Origin of the sequence: Pseudomonas sp. EA_35y_Pfl2_R5 (assembly GCF_963970805.1) — a bacterium.
Lineage (GTDB): Bacteria > Pseudomonadota > Gammaproteobacteria > Pseudomonadales > Pseudomonadaceae > Aquipseudomonas.
On sequence record NZ_CAXAOW010000003.1, the window covers coordinates 360,656 to 377,652 of the forward strand.

The following is a 16,997-nucleotide window of genomic DNA, read 5'->3' on the forward strand; positions in this document are numbered from 1 at the left end:
AGCTTCTACTGGGTCAGCCCATGGCCGAAACTTTAGCGCTAGAGTGTGCTGAATTAGCCCATGACCTGATGGACCAGCAGCAAGGATTGCCATGCCCAACATAAGCCGCAGTGATGCCCAGCAACGTGCCGATGATATCGGCGTTTTCAACCGCGAATTGGCGCGCCTTGAGGCCGAGCAGGTGTTAAACCTGAGTGATGGCCAGCGCGCCAGCCTGCACGGCCACCAGCAGCAATTGCTCAACAGCTATCTGGCGGCCTTCGATATTGATCACGACATCCAGGCCCGGCAACTCTCGCTGGGCATGCGCATTGCCTCGTTTCTCGGCGCGCTGGCGTTGGCGGCCAGTGTGTTTTTTCTGTTCTACCAGTTCTGGGGGCTGTTCGGCACGCAGAGCCAAGTGGCGATCCTGCTGGCAGCGAGCATCGCCTCGTTCGGCTTGACGTTGTGGGTGCAGCGCCTCGATAGCTCGGGTTACTTCAGCAAGCTGGCGGCGTTGGTGGCCTTTACCTGTTTTGTGCTGAACATCGTCATGCTCGGGCAGATCTTCAATATCACCCCGTCGAACAACGCCTTGCTGCCCTGGGCGCTCTACGCGCTGTTGCTGGCCTACGCCTGTGGGGCGCGCCTGCTGCTGGCGGCCGGGCTGAGTTGTTTGCTGGCCTTTGCTGCGGCACGCATCGGTAGCTGGGATGGTATCTACTGGCTGGGTTTTGCCCAGCGGCCGGAGAACTTTATCCTGCCGGCGCTGCTGGTTTTCGCGCTGCCGCTGCTGATTGATCAGCGCCGTTTTGACGGTTTTGCCGTGATCTATCGGGTATTTGGCCTGCTTGGGGTATTTGTCCCGGTGCTGGTGTTGTCGCATTGGGGTGCCGGCAGTTACTTCGATTATCCGCCCGAGTACATCGAGAATGCCTACCAGATTGGCGGCTTTATCCTCGCGGCTCTGGTGATCTGGCTGGGTGTACGTCGCGAGTGGGCGGATGTAGTGAACACCGGTCTGAGTTTCTTTGTGGTTTTCCTCTACACCAAGCTGTTCGACTGGTGGTGGGAGAGCATGCCCAAGTACCTGTTCTTCCTGGTACTTGGTTTAAGTGCAGTGCTGATTCTGCTGGTTCTGCGGCGCTTGCGTAACCGTCATGGCTTGCTCGGAGGTGCGCAATGAACGGGGTGCGTGCGCGTTATCTGATTGCCGGCCTGACGCTGATTGGCGTGGTCAACGCCATTGTCCTGGCGAGCGTTGCCTGGAATCGTCAGCCACCAGAGGAAAGCCGTCTGCAACTGTCCGAACGCGAGCTGGCCGCGACTTATGCCTATTGGCGAAAGGACAACAGCAGCCTGGCGCTGCGCCTGGATTACCGCTGGCCGAGCCAGGCGGCTGATGATCACTACTACCTGTCGATCAGTGCCGAGAAAATGGCGGAATTGGGCTTCCATGTGCCCGCTGAATTAAATGAGCAAACGGTGCGGCGCTATCGCCGCCAGCTGGACCGCGATGCGCTGCTGGTGTTGGAGCTCGATGGTCCGGCGTATCAGCGTGAGGTGTCCATGTTACGCGGCGCCCATGCCGAAGCGCTGCGTGTGTATAAGGCTGTACCGGATAGCCAGGAGCTGCGTGAGGCGGCTCAGCATGCCGCTAATGCGCTGGACTACGAGCAACGACGTGCCAGTCGGCTGCTGGCGGTGGATGTTGGGCTGGATCAGCAGGCCTTACGCACGCGTTATCCCGATCGCACGCGTTACGCCATTGTGCGCAGTATTATCGAGGCACAAGTCAGCAGTGTGGCGATTGATTGGGCGGGCGAGGGCGATGACCCGCGCCCGGATGACCAGCGCTGGACCTGGCAGCTCGGCGGCTCAGCCGACACGCCGGGATTACACAGCCTCAATCTGCCGCAGCGCTGGCATGCGACCTTTGACAGCCTGCCGCAGCAGGGCGAGCAGTCCGCTGTTGATTACCTGAGTGATCAGAAGCTATTCAGTGCCGACGTTGCCTTCGGTAGGCGGTTGGAACCCTGGTTTGTTGATTTAAGTGCCAGAGGGGCGAGCGCGCCGCAGCCTACGACCAAGGTGCAATAGCACGGCGCGCTATGTTGGGCGAAAGTGGTGGCGTTCCAATCCTGCGTGGTTTGGATGCAAGCGTTTCTCCATTCCTGTCCCGGAATGATTTGGGTAGGCGGTCAGATGACCGCCTTTTTTTTGCGTGCGATTTACCTCTGCAGCCAGGGTCGTAGAGCGTTAAGACCATGGTCGAATGGCTCAAAGGTGGGGGCCTGGCTACAAAATGGCCCATAGAACAACAACTACCCACCGAGGTGTTTCTGATGAGTGCTGCGTCCTTGTATCCCGTGCGCCCTGAGGTGGCGGCCCAGTCGCTGACTGATGAGGCCGCCTATAAAGCCATGTACCAGCAGTCGGTGATCAACCCTGACGGTTTCTGGCGTGAGCAGGCTCAGCGCCTGGACTGGATCAAGCCGTTCACCAAGGTCAAACAGACCTCCTTCGACGATCACCACGTCGATATCAAATGGTTTGCCGACGGCACCCTCAACGTTTCCTATAACTGCCTGGATCGTCACCTGGAAGAGCGTGGCGATCAGGTGGCAATCATCTGGGAAGGCGATGACCCGTCCGAGCACGAGGAAATCACCTACCGCCAGCTGCACGAGCAAGTCTGCAAGTTCGCCAATGCCCTGCGTGGCCAGGACGTGCACCGCGGCGATGTGGTGACCATCTATATGCCGATGATTCCCCAGGCGGTGGTGGCGATGCTGGCCTGCACCCGTATCGGCGCTATTCACTCGGTAGTGTTCGGCGGCTTCTCCCCGGAAGCCCTGGCAGGGCGCATCATCGACTGCCAGTCCAAGGTGGTGATCACCGCCGATGAAGGCCTGCGCGGCGGCAAGAAAACCCCGCTGAAAGCCAACGTCGACGACGCCCTGACCAATCCGGAAACCGCGAGCATCCAGAAGGTCATCGTCTGCAAGCGCACCGGTAGCCCGATCAAGTGGAACCAGCACCGCGACATCTGGTACGAAGACCTGATGGCCGTGGCTTCCAGCCATTGCGCGCCGAAGGAAATGGGCGCCGAGGAAGCGCTGTTTATCCTCTACACCTCCGGCTCCACCGGCAAGCCAAAAGGCGTGCAGCACACCACTGCCGGCTACCTGCTGTATGCGGCGCTGACCCATGAGCGGGTTTTCGACTACAAACCGGGCGATATCTACTGGTGCACCGCCGACGTCGGCTGGGTCACCGGCCACAGCTATATCGTCTACGGTCCGCTGGCCAATGGCGCGACCACGCTGCTGTTCGAGGGCATCCCGAATTATCCAGATATCACCCGTGTGTCGAAGATCATCGACAAACACAAGGTCAATATCCTCTACACCGCACCGACGGCGATCCGCGCCATGATGGCTCAGGGCAATGCCGCGGTGGCCGGTGCCGATGGTTCCAGCCTGCGCCTGCTCGGCTCGGTCGGTGAGCCGATCAACCCGGAAGCCTGGACCTGGTACTACAAAACCGTCGGCCAGGAGCGCTGCCCGATTGTCGATACCTGGTGGCAGACCGAAACCGGCGGCATTCTGATCAGCCCGCTTCCGGGTGCTACCGCGCTAAAACCAGGTTCGGCGACCCGGCCGTTCTTCGGCGTGCAGCCGGCGTTGGTGGATAACCTGGGCAATCTGGTTGAAGGGGCCGCTGAGGGCAACTTGGTAATCATCGATTCCTGGCCAGGGCAGGCACGCAGCCTGTATGGCGATCACGACCGCTTTGTCGACACCTACTTCAAGACCTTCAAAGGCATGTATTTCACCGGTGACGGTGCTCGCCGCGACGAAGACGGTTACTACTGGATTACCGGTCGCGTTGACGATGTACTCAACGTCTCCGGCCACCGCATGGGGACCGCCGAGATCGAAAGCGCCATGGTTGCTCACCCGAAAGTCGCCGAGGCCGCCGTGGTTGGCGTGCCGCACGATCTCAAAGGGCAGGGCATCTATGTCTACGTCACCTTGAATGGTGGCGAGCAGCCGTCCGAACAATTGCGCCAGGAGTTGAAAAACTGGGTGCGCAAGGAAATCGGCCCGATTGCCTCACCGGATGTGATTCAGTGGGCTCCTGGCCTGCCGAAAACCCGTTCGGGCAAGATCATGCGCCGTATCCTGCGCAAGATCGCCACCGCCGAATACGATGCTCTCGGCGACATCTCCACGCTGGCCGATCCTGGCGTGGTGCAGCACCTTATCGACACTCACCGCGAGATGCAGGCTGCCTGACTTCGGTTGAACCGCCTGTAAGCAACGCCCTGTTTCGGCCACAAGCCGGGCAGGGCGTTGTGCTTTTTGCGGCATTATCGATTTTCATCTGGGTATTAGCCTGTCACTCGGGCGTAACAACGCGCACTTTTATGGGGTGTGCGGGAACGTTTTGCGCCAGGATGGCGCATTGCTCTGGGCTGCTGTGAAAATAAAAAAGTTCACCAGGCCGCGAAAATAAAGGCCTGATTGAAACTGGGCGCGTTAATTGCTTTAACCAATGGTTAACTGTCTTTTCTGTCTCTGCATAAAATTCAGGGGCTGTCAATATCCTCGCTATACCCGTCCGGGCCTTTTGTAATTACTTGTCGCATTGAAGAAATATCGACTTTCGAGCTGTCGCTAGAATGCCGCTCACCCGGCTGGGACCGTCCGGCTTATGCGCAGCGCGCAGCTTGGCGGTGACTCACTACAATTCATGCAAGGCTGGATGCATACCCGAACAATCTCTGCCAACCGATGCCATTCCCATTCGAAGGAGTCACAAAATGAAGAAGATTGCACTTCTCGGCGCACTGGCGCTGTCCATGCTGTCGCCGCTGGCCATGGCTGAAGAGGCCAAGCCTCTGCGTATCGGTATCGAAGCGGCTTACCCGCCGTTCGCTTTCAAAACCCCTGAAGGTGCCATCAGTGGTTTTGACTACGACATCGGCGTCGCCCTGTGCGAAGAGATGAAAGTGGAATGCAAATGGATCGAACAGGAATTCGACGGCCTGATCCCAGCCCTGAAAGTACGCAAGTTCGACGCCGTACTGTCGTCCATGAGCATCACCGAAGACCGCTTGAAGTCGGTCGATTTCACCAAGAAGTACTACCACACTCCAGGCAAGCTGGCGATGAAGGCCGGCACCGTGATCAACGATCCGCTGGTCGACCTCAAGGGCAAGAAAGTCGGTGTGCAGCGCTCGTCGATTTACGACCGTCATGCCAGCGATGAGTTCGAGCCAGCAGGCGTTGAAGTCGTGCGTTATAGCTCGCAGAACGAAGCTTTCCTTGATCTGGCTTCCGGCCGTATCGACGCGACCCTGGCCGACGTGGTCAATATCGACGAAGGCTTTATCAAGACTGACGCCGGCAAAGGCTTCGCCCTGGTAGGCCCGGACTTTACCCAAGAGAAGTACTACGGCCATGGCGCCGGTATCGCCGTGCGCAAGGGCGACAAGGAACTGGCGGACAAGATCAGCAACGCCATTGATGCCATTCGCGCCAACGGTAAGTACAAGGAACTGCAAGACAAGTACTTCGACTTCAACGTCTACGGCGACTGATTGAGTTCGCTTAGTCGCTTTCACTGAAAGTGGCGCAGCTGGCTATAACCTGAAGCTTGCGCCACTTTTCCGTTGTACCCCAGGCGCCGCCCGGCGTTTGCATGAGGTAAGCAGAGCATGCTCAACGGCTACGGCTCGACCATTCTAGAGGGTGCCTGGCTCACCCTGATTCTGGCGCTGACGTCGATGGCAGTGGCCATCGTGTTGGGTTTGCTGGGTGCGGCGTTTCGCCTGTCGCCGATCAAGTGGCTGGCGCTGCTGGGTGAAACCTACGCCACGGTCATCCGCGGGATTCCCGACCTGGTGCTGATCCTGCTGATCTTCTACGGCGGTCAGGACATGGTTAACCGTCTTGCGCCGATGCTCGGCTATGACGACTACATCGATATCAACCCCTTTATTGCCGGCGTGTTCACCATGGGTTTTATCTTTGGTGCTTACCTGTCGGAGACCTTTCGTGGCGCCTTTATGGCCATCCCCAAGGGTCAGGCCGAAGCCGGTGCGGCTTACGGTATGAGTGGCATGCAGGTGTTCTTCCGCATCCTGGTGCCGCAGATGATTCGCTTCGCCATTCCTGGGTTCACCAACAACTGGTTGGTGTTGACCAAGGCCACCGCGCTGATTTCCGTGGTCGGTCTGCAGGACATGATGTTCAAGGCGAAAAGTGCTGCCGATGCCACACGTGAGCCATTCACCTTCTACTTGGCCGTTGCGGCCCTGTATCTGGTGCTGACCAGCGTGTCGCTGCTGGCTTTGCGTTACCTGGAAAAACGTTACTCGGTCGGCATCAAAGCCGCTGATCTGTAAGCGGGGAGCGCAGCGATGATTTTTGACTACAACGTAATTCTGCAGAACCTGCCGCTGTACTTTGGCGGTGTACTGGTCACCCTGAAAATTCTGCTGATTTCCCTGGCGTGCGGCCTGGCTCTGGCCATTCCCCTGGGTTTGATGCGCGTCTCCAAGTCGGCTCTGGTCAACTTCCCGGCCTGGCTCTACACCTATATGATTCGCGGCACGCCGATGCTGGTGCAGCTGTTTCTCATCTATTACGGCCTGGCCCAGTTCGAGGCGGTACGTGAGAGTGCGTTGTGGCCGTATTTCTCCAGCGCTACCTTCTGCGCCTGCCTGGCGTTTGCCATCAACACCAGCGCCTACAGCGCGGAGATTCTTGCCGGCAGCCTGAAGGCTACGCCCCATGGCGAGATCGAAGCAGCCAAGGCCATGGGCATGTCGCGTTTCAAGTTGTATCGGCGCATCCTGCTGCCATCGGCCCTGCGCCGCGCACTGCCGCAGTACAGCAACGAAGTGATCATGATGCTGCACACCACCTCGCTGGCGTCGATCGTTACCCTGATCGACATTACCGGTGCGGCGCGTACCGTCAGCTCGCAGTACTACCTGCCGTTTGAGGCGTTTATCACTGCCGGCCTGTTCTACCTGTGCCTGACCTTTATCCTCGTACGCCTGTTCAAGCTGGCTGAACGCCGCTGGCTGGCCTACCTAGCCCCGCGCAAGGTCTGAGGGCGAGGCCATGCAGCGTATTGATCATCCACTGCCCTGGGGCTGTCCCGGCACCGAACGCCGCTTGAGCGTGTTCCGTTTCGGCCATGGCCCGTGCAAGGCGTATATCCAGGCCTCGCTGCATGCCGATGAGTTGCCTGGAATGCGCGTGGCGGTGGAACTCAAGCGCCGCTTGCGTCAGCTGGAAGCCCAGGGGCGGCTGACTGGGGTGATCGAGCTGGTTCCCGTGGCCAATCCGGTTGGCCTGGGGCAGATGTTCCAGGCGACCCATCAGGGCCGTTTTGAGCTGGGTAGCGGCAAGAACTTCAACCGTGATTTCTTTGACCTGGCCGCCGCCATCGCGCCAGCGCTGGAAGATTGCCTGGGTAGTGACGGCCCGAGCAATGTGCGGCTGATTCGCGCTGCCATGCAGGCCGCATTGGAAGCCTTGCCGCCAGCCGGATCGGAGCTACAAGGCCTACAGCACCTGCTGCTTAAACATGCCTGCGATGCAGATGTGGTGCTCGATCTGCACTGTGATTTTGATGCGGCGGTGCACCTGTACCTGCTGCCGCAGCAGTGGCCGCAATTGCGTTCGTTGGCCGCGCGGTTACAGGCCGGGGCGGCGCTGACCGTCGAGGATTCCGGCGGCAGCTCATTCGATGAAGCCTGCGCCTTACCCTGGGTGCATCTGGCGCGGCATTTCCCTCAGGCCGCTGTACCGCTGGCCTGTCTGGCGGTAACAGTCGAGCTGGGCGGCATGGCCGATACCGGTAAACCCGAGGCCGAAGCCAGTGCCGAAAGCATTCTGGCGTTCCTTGCTGAACAGGGCCTGATTGCCGGTGACTGGCCGCCCGCGCCAGCGGAAAGCTGCGAGGCCACGCCATTTAATGGCGCGCAATACGTCTATGCCCCGCATGCCGGGGTGGTGAGTTTTCTGCAACCGGTGGGCGCGCAAGTTAAGGCCGGCGATCCATTGTTTGAAGTGATCGATCCTCTGGATGATCGCCACACAACTGTCTGTGCCGTTACAGATGGTGTGCTCTATGCGCGCGAGCGGTTGCGTTTTGCTCAGCCCGGTTTGTGGCTGGCCAAAGTGGCTGGTCGTACCCCTATTCGCCAGGGTCGCTTGCTCAGCGACTGATTCAAGAGAGTGGAAACCATGTACAAACTTGAAGTTCAGGATCTGCACAAGCGCTACGGCAGCCACGAAGTATTGAAGGGTGTATCACTGGCGGCCAAGGCCGGTGATGTGATCAGCATCATCGGCTCCAGCGGCTCGGGCAAGAGCACCTTCCTGCGTTGCATCAACCTGCTGGAACAACCGCACGGCGGCAAGATTCTGCTCAACAACGAAGAGCTGAAACTGGTGGCCAACAAGGATGGCGGCCTGAAAGCCGCTGATCCCAAGCAGCTGCAGCGCATGCGCTCGCGCCTGTCCATGGTATTTCAGCACTTCAACCTGTGGTCGCATATGAGCGCCCTGGAAAACGTCATGGAAGCCCCAGTGCACGTGCTCGGCATGAGCAAGAAAGAAGCGCTGGAAAAGGCTGAGCATTACCTGAACAAGGTTGGCGTGGCCCATCGCAAAGATGCCTACCCAGCGCATATGTCCGGTGGTGAACAGCAGCGTGTGGCGATTGCCCGTGCGCTGGCCATGGAGCCTGAGGTGATGCTGTTTGACGAACCGACTTCGGCGCTGGACCCCGAGCTGGTCGGCGAAGTGCTGAAAGTCATGCAGGACCTGGCGCAGGAAGGCCGCACCATGGTCGTGGTCACCCACGAAATGGGCTTTGCCCGTGAAGTCTCCAACCAGCTGGTGTTCCTGCATAAAGGCGTGGTGGAAGAGCGCGGCTGCCCGAAAGAAGTGCTGGCCAATCCGCAATCCGAACGTCTGCAGCAGTTCCTCTCTGGCAGTCTCAAATAACCCGCGGCAACATCTGCAAGCATCCATGCTATGCCCTTAATCGCCAACAGAGCCTAAACTGCCCCCCATGAATGCCCACCGAATTGGCTTCCTGCTTTGGCCCACCACCAAGCCCCTGACCCTGGCTTTGGCGGAAGAAGCGCTGCGCGTTGCCCAGCGCGTCCACCCTGAGGTGGTCTATGAGCTGGTGTTTCTGCAGGCTGAAGCACCGCTTGAAGGTGCATGGCGGCTTCCAGGGGAATCCTGGGTGGGCAAGCTGGAAGGCTGCCAGAAGCTCTTTCTGCTCGCCGACGAGCCGCCAGGGCCGATGCCCGCAGCGCTCTCCGGCGCGCTCAAGCAACTGGTGCGTGGCGGCTGCGTGATCGGCGCGATTGCCGCCGGGGTCTATCCGCTGGCGCAGCTGGGCTTGCTCGATGGTTACCGTGCTTCGGTGCACTGGCGCTGGCAAGACGATTTTAGCGAGCGCTTCCCCAAGGTAATTGCCACCAGCCATCTGTTCGACTGGGACCGTGATCGCCTGAGCGCGTGTGGCGGCATGGCGGTCATGGACTTGCTGTTAGCCTTGCTCGCCCGCGATCACGGCGCGGAGTTGGCCGGTGCGGTGTCGGAAGAGTTGGTGGTTGAACGCATTCGCGAAGGCGGCGAGCGCCAGCGCATTCCGTTGCAGAACCGTCTGGGCTCCAGCCACCCCAAGCTGACCCAGGCCGTGCTGCTGATGGAAGCCAATATCGAAGAGCCGTTGACTACCGACGAAATAGCCCAGCACGTCTGTGTATCGCGCCGCCAGCTGGAGCGCATCTTCAAGCAGTACCTCAACCGCGTACCCAGTCAGTACTACCTGGAGCTGCGTCTGAACAAGGCGCGCCAACTGCTGATGCAAACCAGCAAATCGATCATCCAGATCGGCCTGTCCTGCGGCTTTTCCTCGGGGCCGCATTTCTCCAGCGCCTACCGCAACTTCTTCGGTGCCACGCCACGGGAAGACCGTAACCAGCGGCGCAGTAACAGCCCCTTCGAACTGACCTCTACGCCGGTTGCCGAGCGCGGCTAAAGCGCAGCGAGAGCGCCGAAATGCCTATAAGTGGCAGGCCGGTAATTCGCAGGTCCATCATTTATTCCAGCCCAATGGCTTTAAGCCGTGCCCTTCGGGGTACGCGTGCCTTGCTGATGTCGCCAGCTACGTGCCAGCCAGCGCCAAGTGATCCAGCCAGCGGCGGCGAGGTAGACCAGGCCGCCGGGTACCCACATCAACAGCCCCGCCAGTTGCTGATCGGCCACGTCACGTTCGGCTCCATAAAACGAGCTGGTGCCGAACGTCAACAGGGCGCCGAGTAGGCCCGTGTGCATCAGCGTCAGCAGTATCGCAAGCAGCGCTTGCGGCACCTGCCGTGGGGGCGCGCGCAGGCAGGACCACCAGAACAGCCAGGCGCTGAATAGGAAACTGGCGTGTTCGAGCATATGCCACCAGAGATTCTCCAACGCCAGGATATACAGGCTGGGGGTATGCCAGATCCAGATCAACGCGCCATGCAGCATGGCCAATGGCACGGGGTAACGGCCGCTGCGCAATAGGCCGCGCCACAGCGGTTGCAACAGCGGCCCGCAGATCGCGCGCCATTGCGGCAAGGGCCTGGCCAGCGCCCAGAGTGGGGCGATAACCAGCATAAACAGCATGTGCTGGAACATATGCCAGCTGGTGCTGGTTTCGGCCCAGTCGTCCAGCGGGCCGAATACCGCCAGCACCGCGATCAGCATCGCCAGGTGCAGCCACAGCGCTTCCAAACCATGAGGCCGTACCCGTCGCGCGCCAAAGCCGTAAAGCACCCAGGCTGTAGCCAGAAGCAGGGCGCTGAGAAGCAGCGGCACGCGCAGATTTAGTGAGTGATCCAGCAGGCCGTGGGCCTGCGCTGCTGGCATCGCTAGCAACAGGCAGAGGATGGCTATTACACGCATGGCGGCAGGCTCAGAATGGGCAAGGCGATAACCAGGGTGGCCACGGTAGCCACCCCGTAAGTGCTGGCGGCAAGCAAGGCGACGAAGCGCTGGTGGCCTGGCGGGTGCCTAAGTTTGCCGGCGCGCCAACACCAGACGGCCAGCGCTGCAAGCGCCGCGGCAGTAAGCAGAGCGCTAACGCCGAGCAGGGCATTAAGCCAGTTCCATGGGCCTTGTTCGGGTTCGGGGGGCGCGAGCGCGCAGGCCACGGACAGGCCACCGTAAATAGCGACGAACCAAAGGCTCCAGAGCACGAGGCCGAGTGCGATATGGCCAGGGTGATAGGGCGAACGCAGGCCTTTCATCCGCTACCTCCCCAGGTTGTCGGAAACAGTACCAGGGCGAAATAGCTGCTCCACAACACGCCGAAGTTGTAGTACCAGAGCTGGCCGACTACTAACGGCTCGTAGGGTGCATGGGCACCGACATAAGCACAATGCACGCGCAGAGCCTGCAGAGCGCTAAGAATGGCCGCCAGGGCGCAGTGCAACAGGCTATAAACCAACAGCACCACAATCACTGCGTCATGGGCGGTGGTGCGAGGCGCCAGATCACCGCCGAGCAGGGCCCAGAGCAGCAGGCCGGATTGGCCCAGGCCCAGGCCGGCAACCAGTGCCAGATGGCCGCGTAAGCCTTGATCATTGCCGTGGCGCAAGCGCTTGATCGCCCGTGCTTGCCACCAGGTCGCCAGGCTTAGCAGCAAGGCGCTGGTCAGCAGTAACCCGTGGTTGAACGGAATGTGCTGCGGCATCTGCCAGTTCGGTGCCACCGTCCATAGATAGAACCAGCCGAACAGCAGTGCCAGATAAAGTGCGCCATTGGCCAGCAGCGTCACGCCCATGCCCCATAAACCAGGGCCATCTAGGGTGCGCGAGTGCAGCGGTGGTTCACCAGGCTGGACCTGGGCATCGGGCGCGGCCAGAGGGTGGGTGCCGTTCTCCCAACTCCAGCGCAACAGCGTCACCACCACGGCGACAGAGATCATCGCGGCCAGCCAGTAGGCCTTGATCAGCAGGCTGATGCACATAACGGCGATAAACAGCGCGGCAACCAGAGGCAGCCAGCTATTGCCGGGCAGATGGATGATCTCGCGTACCTTGCCGGTCAGCGGGTCTGTGCCCCAGGTTTCACGGCGGCCATGGTCGATCACCGCCAGTTCATGTTCGCCGCGGGCGATGCTGTACGGCAATTCGGGCTGATCCCAGAGCGGGTGGCGGCTGTGAATCGCCGGCAAACTAACAAAGTTGTAGGCGCTTGGCGGTAGGCTGGTTGCCCATTCCAAGGTATCGGCACGCCATGGATTGACCTTGGCCGGCTGACCGAAGCGAAAGTGCAGGATGATGTCCAGCAGGATGGTGGCGATGCCGATGGCCATGATAAAGCTGCCCACCGAGGAGATCAGATTGGGAATATCCCAGCCCAGGCCGCTCTGGTAGGTATAGATGCGTCGTGGCATGCCGATCAGGCCGGTCCAGTGCATGATCAGAAAGGTGACGTTGAAGCCGATAAACACTAGCCAGAAGCCCCATTTGCCCAAGCGTACCGAGGGCATGCGTCCGGAGAAGTGCGGCAGCCAATAATAGATGCCGGCCATCATCGGAAAGAACATGCCGCCGACCAGCACGTAGTGCATATGGGCGACCACGAAATGGGTGTCGTGCACCTGCCAGTCGAACGGCACCAGCGCCAGCATCACCCCGGTCAGGCCGCCACAGACGAATACCATCAGAAAGCCCACCAGCCACAGCATCGGCACGTGGTACAGCGGTTTGCCCTGCCACAGGGTCGCCAGCCAGGCGAATACCTGCACCCCAGTTGGAATCGCCACCAGCATGCTGGCCGCGGAAAAAAACAGCTGAGCCAGCTGCGGAATGCCCACAGTGAACATATGGTGGACCCACAGGCCGAAGCTGATAAAGCCGGTGGTGAGAACGGCCAGCACGACCCAGCGATAACCCACCAACGGGCGCTGGCAGAACACCGGCAGCAGAGTCGAAACGATGCCCGCCGCAGGCAGGAAGATGATGTACACCTCTGGGTGACCGAATAGCCAGAACAGGTGCTGCCAGAGTATTGGATCACCGCCACGGGCAACCTCGAAGAACGGCATGTCGGCGGCGCGTTCCAGCTCGAGCAAGATGCTGCCGAGAATCAGCGGCGGAAAGCCGACCACGATCATCATTGCCATCACCAGGATGTACCAGGCATAGATCGGCATTTTATGCAGCGCCATGCCGCTGGCCCGGGTGCGCAGAATCGACACCACCAGCTCAACCCCGGCGCTGACCGCAGAAATCTCGACAAAGGTAATGCCAATCAACCAGAAGTCCGAGTTTGGCCCCGGCGTATGTGTGGCGCTGGACAGCGGCGTGTACATAAACCAGCCGGCCTTGGGCGCTAGGTCGAGAAACAGGCTGGTGATCAGAATAAGACCGCCGAACAGGTAGCAGTAGTAACCCAGCGCCGACAGCCGCGGAAACACCAGATCGCGGGCCCCGATCATCTTCGGGATCAGATAGACCGCCATGCCCTCCATCATTGGTACGGCGAACAGAAACATCATCACCGTGCCGTGCATGGTGAACACCTGGTTGTAAACGTCCGGCTCCATAAACTCGTGGTTCGGCAGCGCCAGCTGAGTTCGGATCAGCATTGCCAGCAGACCGCCGAAGAGAAAGAACAAAGTGCCGGTCAGCATAAAACGCAGGCCGATGGTGGTGTGGTTGACGATGGTCAGGGCTCGCCAGCCCTGTGGATTGCCCCACACCGCATTGAACTGGTCATGCAATTGATCCGGGGCGGTGGCCGGTACGTTGTTTCGGCTGCTCAAGGTTTGAGGCCCTCCAGCCAGGTGGCGATGGTTTGCAGATGCGCGGGGTCGATATCCTCATGCAGCGGCATGGCATTGCCCGGTTTCAGGCGTTGATGTTCGCGCAACCAGGTGAGGATGGAACCGGGCTCATTAGTCAGCACGCCGCTGCCCAGCATCGGTCGCGAACCTAAATCGGACAGGTCCGGCGCGCGCTGACCGGCGCTGACCCCCGCGACGCGGTGACAGGTACCGCAGCGCGTGGCATAGATTTCCCCGGCAGCGCCCGCAAGTGGGCTGATTTGTGCGTCCTGGCGAGCTTTGAGCCAGGCGTTGAAGTCGTCATCGGTGTGCGCCTGCACATGCAAAATCATATGGCTGTGTTGGGTGCCGCAGAATTCCGAGCACTGTCCGCGATAGACCCCAGGCTCGTCGGCTTGCAGGCGGATGCGGTTGTCCCGGCCAGGAACCATGTCGATCTTGCCGCCCAGGCGCGGTACCCAGAACGAATGAATTACATCGGCGCTGCTGACCTGCAGATCTACCGGGCGGCCGGCCGGAATATGCAACTGGTTGGCGGTGACCACGCCGCTGTCCGGGTAGCGCACCTCCCACCACCACTGATGACCGGTGATCTCGACGCGCAGCGGCTGCTCGCCCAGCAGTGGCAGCGGCAGCATGCGCTCGCCGATCGATCCGCCGAAAAGCAGCAACACAGTGATACTCAAACTCGGCAGGAGAATGCCGCCGCCGACTAGCCAGCGTAGGTTGATCCGCTTGGCCTGCTCCGGCGTGATTTCCCGCGGGGCGCGGCGCATGGCGTATATCCACAGTGCGCTGACCACCACCAGCACCAGGCCGGCAAAGCCGCACATCAGCCACCACAGTAGCGCCACCTCGCGAGCCATTGGCCCAGCCGGATCGAGCGCCGATTGCGGCCCACTGCAGGCAGAAAGAATGGGAACTGCCAGAGCTGTAGCGGTCAATTGCACTGAGGGCGCGCGACGAGCGAGCCGAGCGAAGAACACACCAACCTGATCAAGGCCTCCCGGATGACTGATAAAAACGACTCGATTTTCAGCCGCGCTGCCATTGCCGGTCACCCGTTGCACCCGATGATGATCCACTTCCCGGTGGCGGCACTGTTGGGTTTGGTCGCCAGTGACCTGGCCTACCTGTGGAACGATGATCCGTTCTGGTGGCGTGCCAGTCTCTGGCTGGCCGGTATCGGCTCGCTGGGTGGTTGGCTGGCCAGTCTGGCCGGTTTGGTCGACCTGCTCACGGTCGAGCGCATCCGCCTGAAGATCACGGCCTGGTGCCATGCAATCATCGCCGTGATGATGCTCTCGCTGGCCACTCTGAACTGGTTGCTGCGTTATCAAGGGCCGGACGGCATGCAGCTCTGGTGTCTGTACCTGTCGCTGCTGACCGCGTGCCTGATTGCCCTGGCCGCTTATCTTGGCGGGCGACTGGTCTATGAACAAGCGGTCGGCGTCGAGGTGAATCTCTGAGCTCGCCGCTGCGGCGCTGGGGTCGGGCACGTTCATAGCGGGCACGTTCATAAACAGTGTCGATTCCTCATTCAGAATGCGGGTTTGGCCAGCACCAACCAGAGCGTGACGGCGATCAGCACGACCATTAGCGCTCCGATACCCAAGCAGTGGTGAGCAATGGCGCGTGCTGGGGTGCGCTCGATACGCAGAATCAATACCCCACACAGCGCATGGCACAGCACCATGCCGGCCACGGCGCTGAGTTTAAGAATCAGCCAGGGATCAAACACCGACTCACGTACGAACAGTAAGGTGCCCGAGCCGATTGCCAGCAAGGCTGCTGGCGTGGCGAGCAGGGTGAAGACCATGCGCGTCAGGTGAGCGTGATCACGGTAGAACAGCGCCTCGTTGCTACGGGTGCCGGCCGCGATCAGTGCGGGAAGGTAAAGCAGAGCGCCGCACCAGCCGATCAAGGCAATGAAATGCAGCAGTTTAAGTAGCGGCATAGCTGCCCATCCATTGCTGGCCAAGTCCGTTGTATCCCTGTGACTACCGATTGGCCTCTTAGGTTCGACTGTTTTCCAGCGACCCCGCACACGAAGACTCATCAACACCGTGACAAGCCTGCTTGCTTACCGGAACCCCTGCGAAATTGATCTGTGATGCGCATCGCGTGAACGGCAAATTACTGGCTAGTCGCCATGTGTTCTAATGCGCGCCAAAATAATGATTCGGTTACCGTTAGCCGGCGTAATTAACTTCCCACAAGGACGTTGCATGTTTCATCTCAAGTCGATCAGCAAAGGGTTTGTTCGGGCTAAATTGCTGCGCAATCAGTTCCTGATCGCAGGTGATCAGTTCTCCGCTGTCCAGGCCGCATTGCAGCGCTTCTTTGAAGCCCCGCAGGACTGCACAACCCTCGATCCGCTGGAGGAAACCCGTGGTGTCTATCTGCTTGAAGGCACTCAGCAGTGGGTACTTAAGTACAACCATCTGACCAGCTGGAAGAAGCAGCTGAGCAATTTCTTCGGTAAAAAGAAGAGCTATGGTCTGCACGATCTGACCAACGAATTTATCAATTTGCAGCGCATCAATCCGGCCGCCGACTTCGTGCCACGGGTGGCTGCCTATGGGTACCGCACGCGTCGACTGTTTTTCCTCAAAGAAGAATATTTGTTGGTGAACTTCTTTGCTGATCACTGCGATGTCGACAAGCGTTTGCAGAGCAACCCAGAGCAGGCTGAACAGCTACTGGAGCAGATATTCGAGTTGTTTAGTCGGATGTTGGCGCTGGGGTTCTGTCATCTTGATCCGCACCCGAAAAATATTCTGATTGGGCCGGATCAACAGTTACGACTGATTGATTTTGAGTGTTGTGCTCATCAAGTGCTGGAGCAGAACTTCGCGCTGGGCTTTCTTCACGGGTACTTCTACACCTACTGGTTTCAGCGCTTTATCAGTAAGGAGCGATATCACCATGTGAGCGACAGCTACCTGCGCAGAGCCCACCCGGCGTTAAAACGCAGCGTATTTGAGCCGGTTTATTTGCGTTTTCGTGATCATAAAGTGAGTCGTACTACGCGCTATTCAGTGATGACATCGCTGCCAGCACAGCAGGCATTCTGTGAAAAGCTGAACGGCCGCTAGTTAGCCTATTAGTTAGTTCAACGATGTTATTCCCAATAAAAA

Annotated in this window: 16 protein-coding genes; 11 read left to right on the plus strand and 5 right to left on the minus strand. The window is 59.6% G+C overall.

The features are described from left to right. The first annotated feature begins 91 nt into the window (after positions 1–91). The 9 genes from AACX99_RS08875 to argR all read left to right on the plus strand — a co-directional run bounded on the left by AACX99_RS08875 (position 92) and on the right by argR (position 10,065). A complete protein-coding gene (locus AACX99_RS08875) occupies positions 92–1,165 on the plus strand; it encodes a DUF2157 domain-containing protein (RefSeq protein ID WP_339411091.1) in 1,074 nt (357 codons plus the stop codon). Then, complete coding sequence (locus AACX99_RS08880; RefSeq protein WP_339411092.1) at positions 1,162–2,079, plus strand: DUF4824 family protein; 918 nt, start codon at positions 1,162–1,164, stop codon at positions 2,077–2,079. The genes AACX99_RS08875 and AACX99_RS08880 overlap by 4 nt, the downstream gene beginning before the upstream one ends. Before the next feature lie 245 nt (positions 2,080–2,324). Continuing rightward, the gene (gene acs / locus AACX99_RS08885) at positions 2,325–4,280 is read left to right on the plus strand and encodes an acetate--CoA ligase (protein WP_339411093.1); all 1,956 of its coding nucleotides are present in this window, start codon (positions 2,325–2,327) and stop codon (positions 4,278–4,280) included. 527 nt (positions 4,281–4,807) lie between these two features. Beyond that, the gene (locus AACX99_RS08890; protein WP_090386602.1) at positions 4,808–5,587 is read left to right on the plus strand and encodes an ABC transporter substrate-binding protein; all 780 of its coding nucleotides are present in this window, start codon (positions 4,808–4,810) and stop codon (positions 5,585–5,587) included. Positions 5,588–5,704: 117 nt separating this feature from the next. After that, entirely contained in the window at positions 5,705–6,394 is a 690-nt protein-coding gene (locus tag AACX99_RS08895) for an ABC transporter permease (protein WP_339411096.1), read from the plus strand. 15 nt (positions 6,395–6,409) lie between these two features. Continuing rightward, the gene (locus tag AACX99_RS08900) at positions 6,410–7,108 is read left to right on the plus strand and encodes an ABC transporter permease (RefSeq protein ID WP_339411098.1); all 699 of its coding nucleotides are present in this window, start codon (positions 6,410–6,412) and stop codon (positions 7,106–7,108) included. A gap of 10 nt (positions 7,109–7,118) precedes the next feature. After that, positions 7,119–8,231: a succinylglutamate desuccinylase/aspartoacylase family protein gene (locus tag AACX99_RS08905; RefSeq protein ID WP_339411099.1), complete on the plus strand. Its 1,113-nt coding sequence runs from the start codon at positions 7,119–7,121 to the stop codon at positions 8,229–8,231. Positions 8,232–8,249: 18 nt separating this feature from the next. Then, positions 8,250–9,014, plus strand: coding sequence for an ABC transporter ATP-binding protein (locus AACX99_RS08910; RefSeq protein ID WP_275962891.1), 765 nt, complete (start codon positions 8,250–8,252; stop codon positions 9,012–9,014). Positions 9,015–9,081: 67 nt separating this feature from the next. Then, complete coding sequence (argR, locus tag AACX99_RS08915; RefSeq protein ID WP_339411101.1) at positions 9,082–10,065, plus strand: transcriptional regulator ArgR; 984 nt, start codon at positions 9,082–9,084, stop codon at positions 10,063–10,065. 80 nt (positions 10,066–10,145) lie between these two features. On the opposite strand, the gene AACX99_RS08920 is transcribed toward argR, so the two are convergent. From AACX99_RS08920 to coxB, 4 genes are read right to left on the minus strand one after another with little or no spacing between them, the layout of a single operon-like run. After that, positions 10,146–10,967 (minus strand): cytochrome c oxidase assembly protein, encoded by an 822-nt coding sequence (locus AACX99_RS08920; RefSeq protein WP_339411102.1) that lies wholly within the window; start codon positions 10,965–10,967, stop codon positions 10,146–10,148. Continuing rightward, a complete protein-coding gene (locus tag AACX99_RS08925) occupies positions 10,958–11,311 on the minus strand; it encodes a hypothetical protein (RefSeq protein WP_339411104.1) in 354 nt (117 codons plus the stop codon). The genes AACX99_RS08920 and AACX99_RS08925 overlap by 10 nt, the downstream gene beginning before the upstream one ends. After that, a complete protein-coding gene (ctaD, locus tag AACX99_RS08930; protein WP_339411106.1) occupies positions 11,308–13,836 on the minus strand; it encodes a cytochrome c oxidase subunit I in 2,529 nt (842 codons plus the stop codon). Before ctaD ends, AACX99_RS08925 begins: the two co-directional genes overlap by 4 nt. Next, the gene (gene coxB / locus AACX99_RS08935) at positions 13,833–14,723 is read right to left on the minus strand and encodes a cytochrome c oxidase subunit II (protein ID WP_339411108.1); all 891 of its coding nucleotides are present in this window, start codon (positions 14,721–14,723) and stop codon (positions 13,833–13,835) included. The genes ctaD and coxB overlap by 4 nt, the downstream gene beginning before the upstream one ends. A 144-nt stretch (positions 14,724–14,867) precedes the next feature. Between coxB and AACX99_RS08940 the strand changes: the two genes are divergently transcribed. Next, positions 14,868–15,326, plus strand: a complete 459-nt coding sequence (locus AACX99_RS08940) for a DUF2231 domain-containing protein (protein WP_339411109.1) — start codon at positions 14,868–14,870, stop codon at positions 15,324–15,326. A gap of 71 nt (positions 15,327–15,397) precedes the next feature. Here the strand turns inward: AACX99_RS08940 and AACX99_RS08945 are convergent, their stop codons facing one another. Next, positions 15,398–15,814: a CopD family protein gene (locus AACX99_RS08945; RefSeq protein ID WP_339411111.1), complete on the minus strand. Its 417-nt coding sequence runs from the start codon at positions 15,812–15,814 to the stop codon at positions 15,398–15,400. A 205-nt stretch (positions 15,815–16,019) separates the two neighbouring features. Here AACX99_RS08945 and AACX99_RS08950 point away from each other — a divergent pair, with 205 nt between their 5' ends. Continuing rightward, on the plus strand, positions 16,020–16,955 hold the full coding sequence (locus tag AACX99_RS08950; RefSeq protein ID WP_339411112.1) for a lipopolysaccharide kinase InaA family protein: 936 nt from the start codon (positions 16,020–16,022) through the stop codon (positions 16,953–16,955). Positions 16,956–16,997 lie beyond the last annotated feature (42 nt).

Bases quoted from the DNA above. Each gene is read 5' to 3' on its own strand.
- AACX99_RS08875 (WP_339411091.1), top strand. From the start codon at position 92: ATGCCCAACATAAGCCGCAGTGATGCCCAGCAACGTGCCGATGATATC.
- AACX99_RS08880 (WP_339411092.1), top strand. From the start codon at position 1,162: ATGAACGGGGTGCGTGCGCGTTATCTGATTGCCGGCCTGACGCTGATT.
- acs (WP_339411093.1), top strand. From the start codon at position 2,325: ATGAGTGCTGCGTCCTTGTATCCCGTGCGCCCTGAGGTGGCGGCCCAG.
- AACX99_RS08890 (WP_090386602.1), top strand. From the start codon at position 4,808: ATGAAGAAGATTGCACTTCTCGGCGCACTGGCGCTGTCCATGCTGTCG.
- AACX99_RS08895 (WP_339411096.1), top strand. From the start codon at position 5,705: ATGCTCAACGGCTACGGCTCGACCATTCTAGAGGGTGCCTGGCTCACC.
- AACX99_RS08900 (WP_339411098.1), top strand. From the start codon at position 6,410: ATGATTTTTGACTACAACGTAATTCTGCAGAACCTGCCGCTGTACTTT.
- AACX99_RS08905 (WP_339411099.1), top strand. From the start codon at position 7,119: ATGCAGCGTATTGATCATCCACTGCCCTGGGGCTGTCCCGGCACCGAA.
- AACX99_RS08910 (WP_275962891.1), top strand. From the start codon at position 8,250: ATGTACAAACTTGAAGTTCAGGATCTGCACAAGCGCTACGGCAGCCAC.
- argR (WP_339411101.1), top strand. From the start codon at position 9,082: ATGAATGCCCACCGAATTGGCTTCCTGCTTTGGCCCACCACCAAGCCC.
- AACX99_RS08920 (WP_339411102.1), bottom strand. From the start codon at position 10,967: ATGCGTGTAATAGCCATCCTCTGCCTGTTGCTAGCGATGCCAGCAGCG.
- AACX99_RS08925 (WP_339411104.1), bottom strand. From the start codon at position 11,311: ATGAAAGGCCTGCGTTCGCCCTATCACCCTGGCCATATCGCACTCGGC.
- coxB (WP_339411108.1), bottom strand. From the start codon at position 14,723: ATGGCTCGCGAGGTGGCGCTACTGTGGTGGCTGATGTGCGGCTTTGCC.
- AACX99_RS08940 (WP_339411109.1), top strand. From the start codon at position 14,868: ATGACTGATAAAAACGACTCGATTTTCAGCCGCGCTGCCATTGCCGGT.
- AACX99_RS08945 (WP_339411111.1), bottom strand. From the start codon at position 15,814: ATGCCGCTACTTAAACTGCTGCATTTCATTGCCTTGATCGGCTGGTGC.
- AACX99_RS08950 (WP_339411112.1), top strand. From the start codon at position 16,020: ATGCGCGCCAAAATAATGATTCGGTTACCGTTAGCCGGCGTAATTAAC.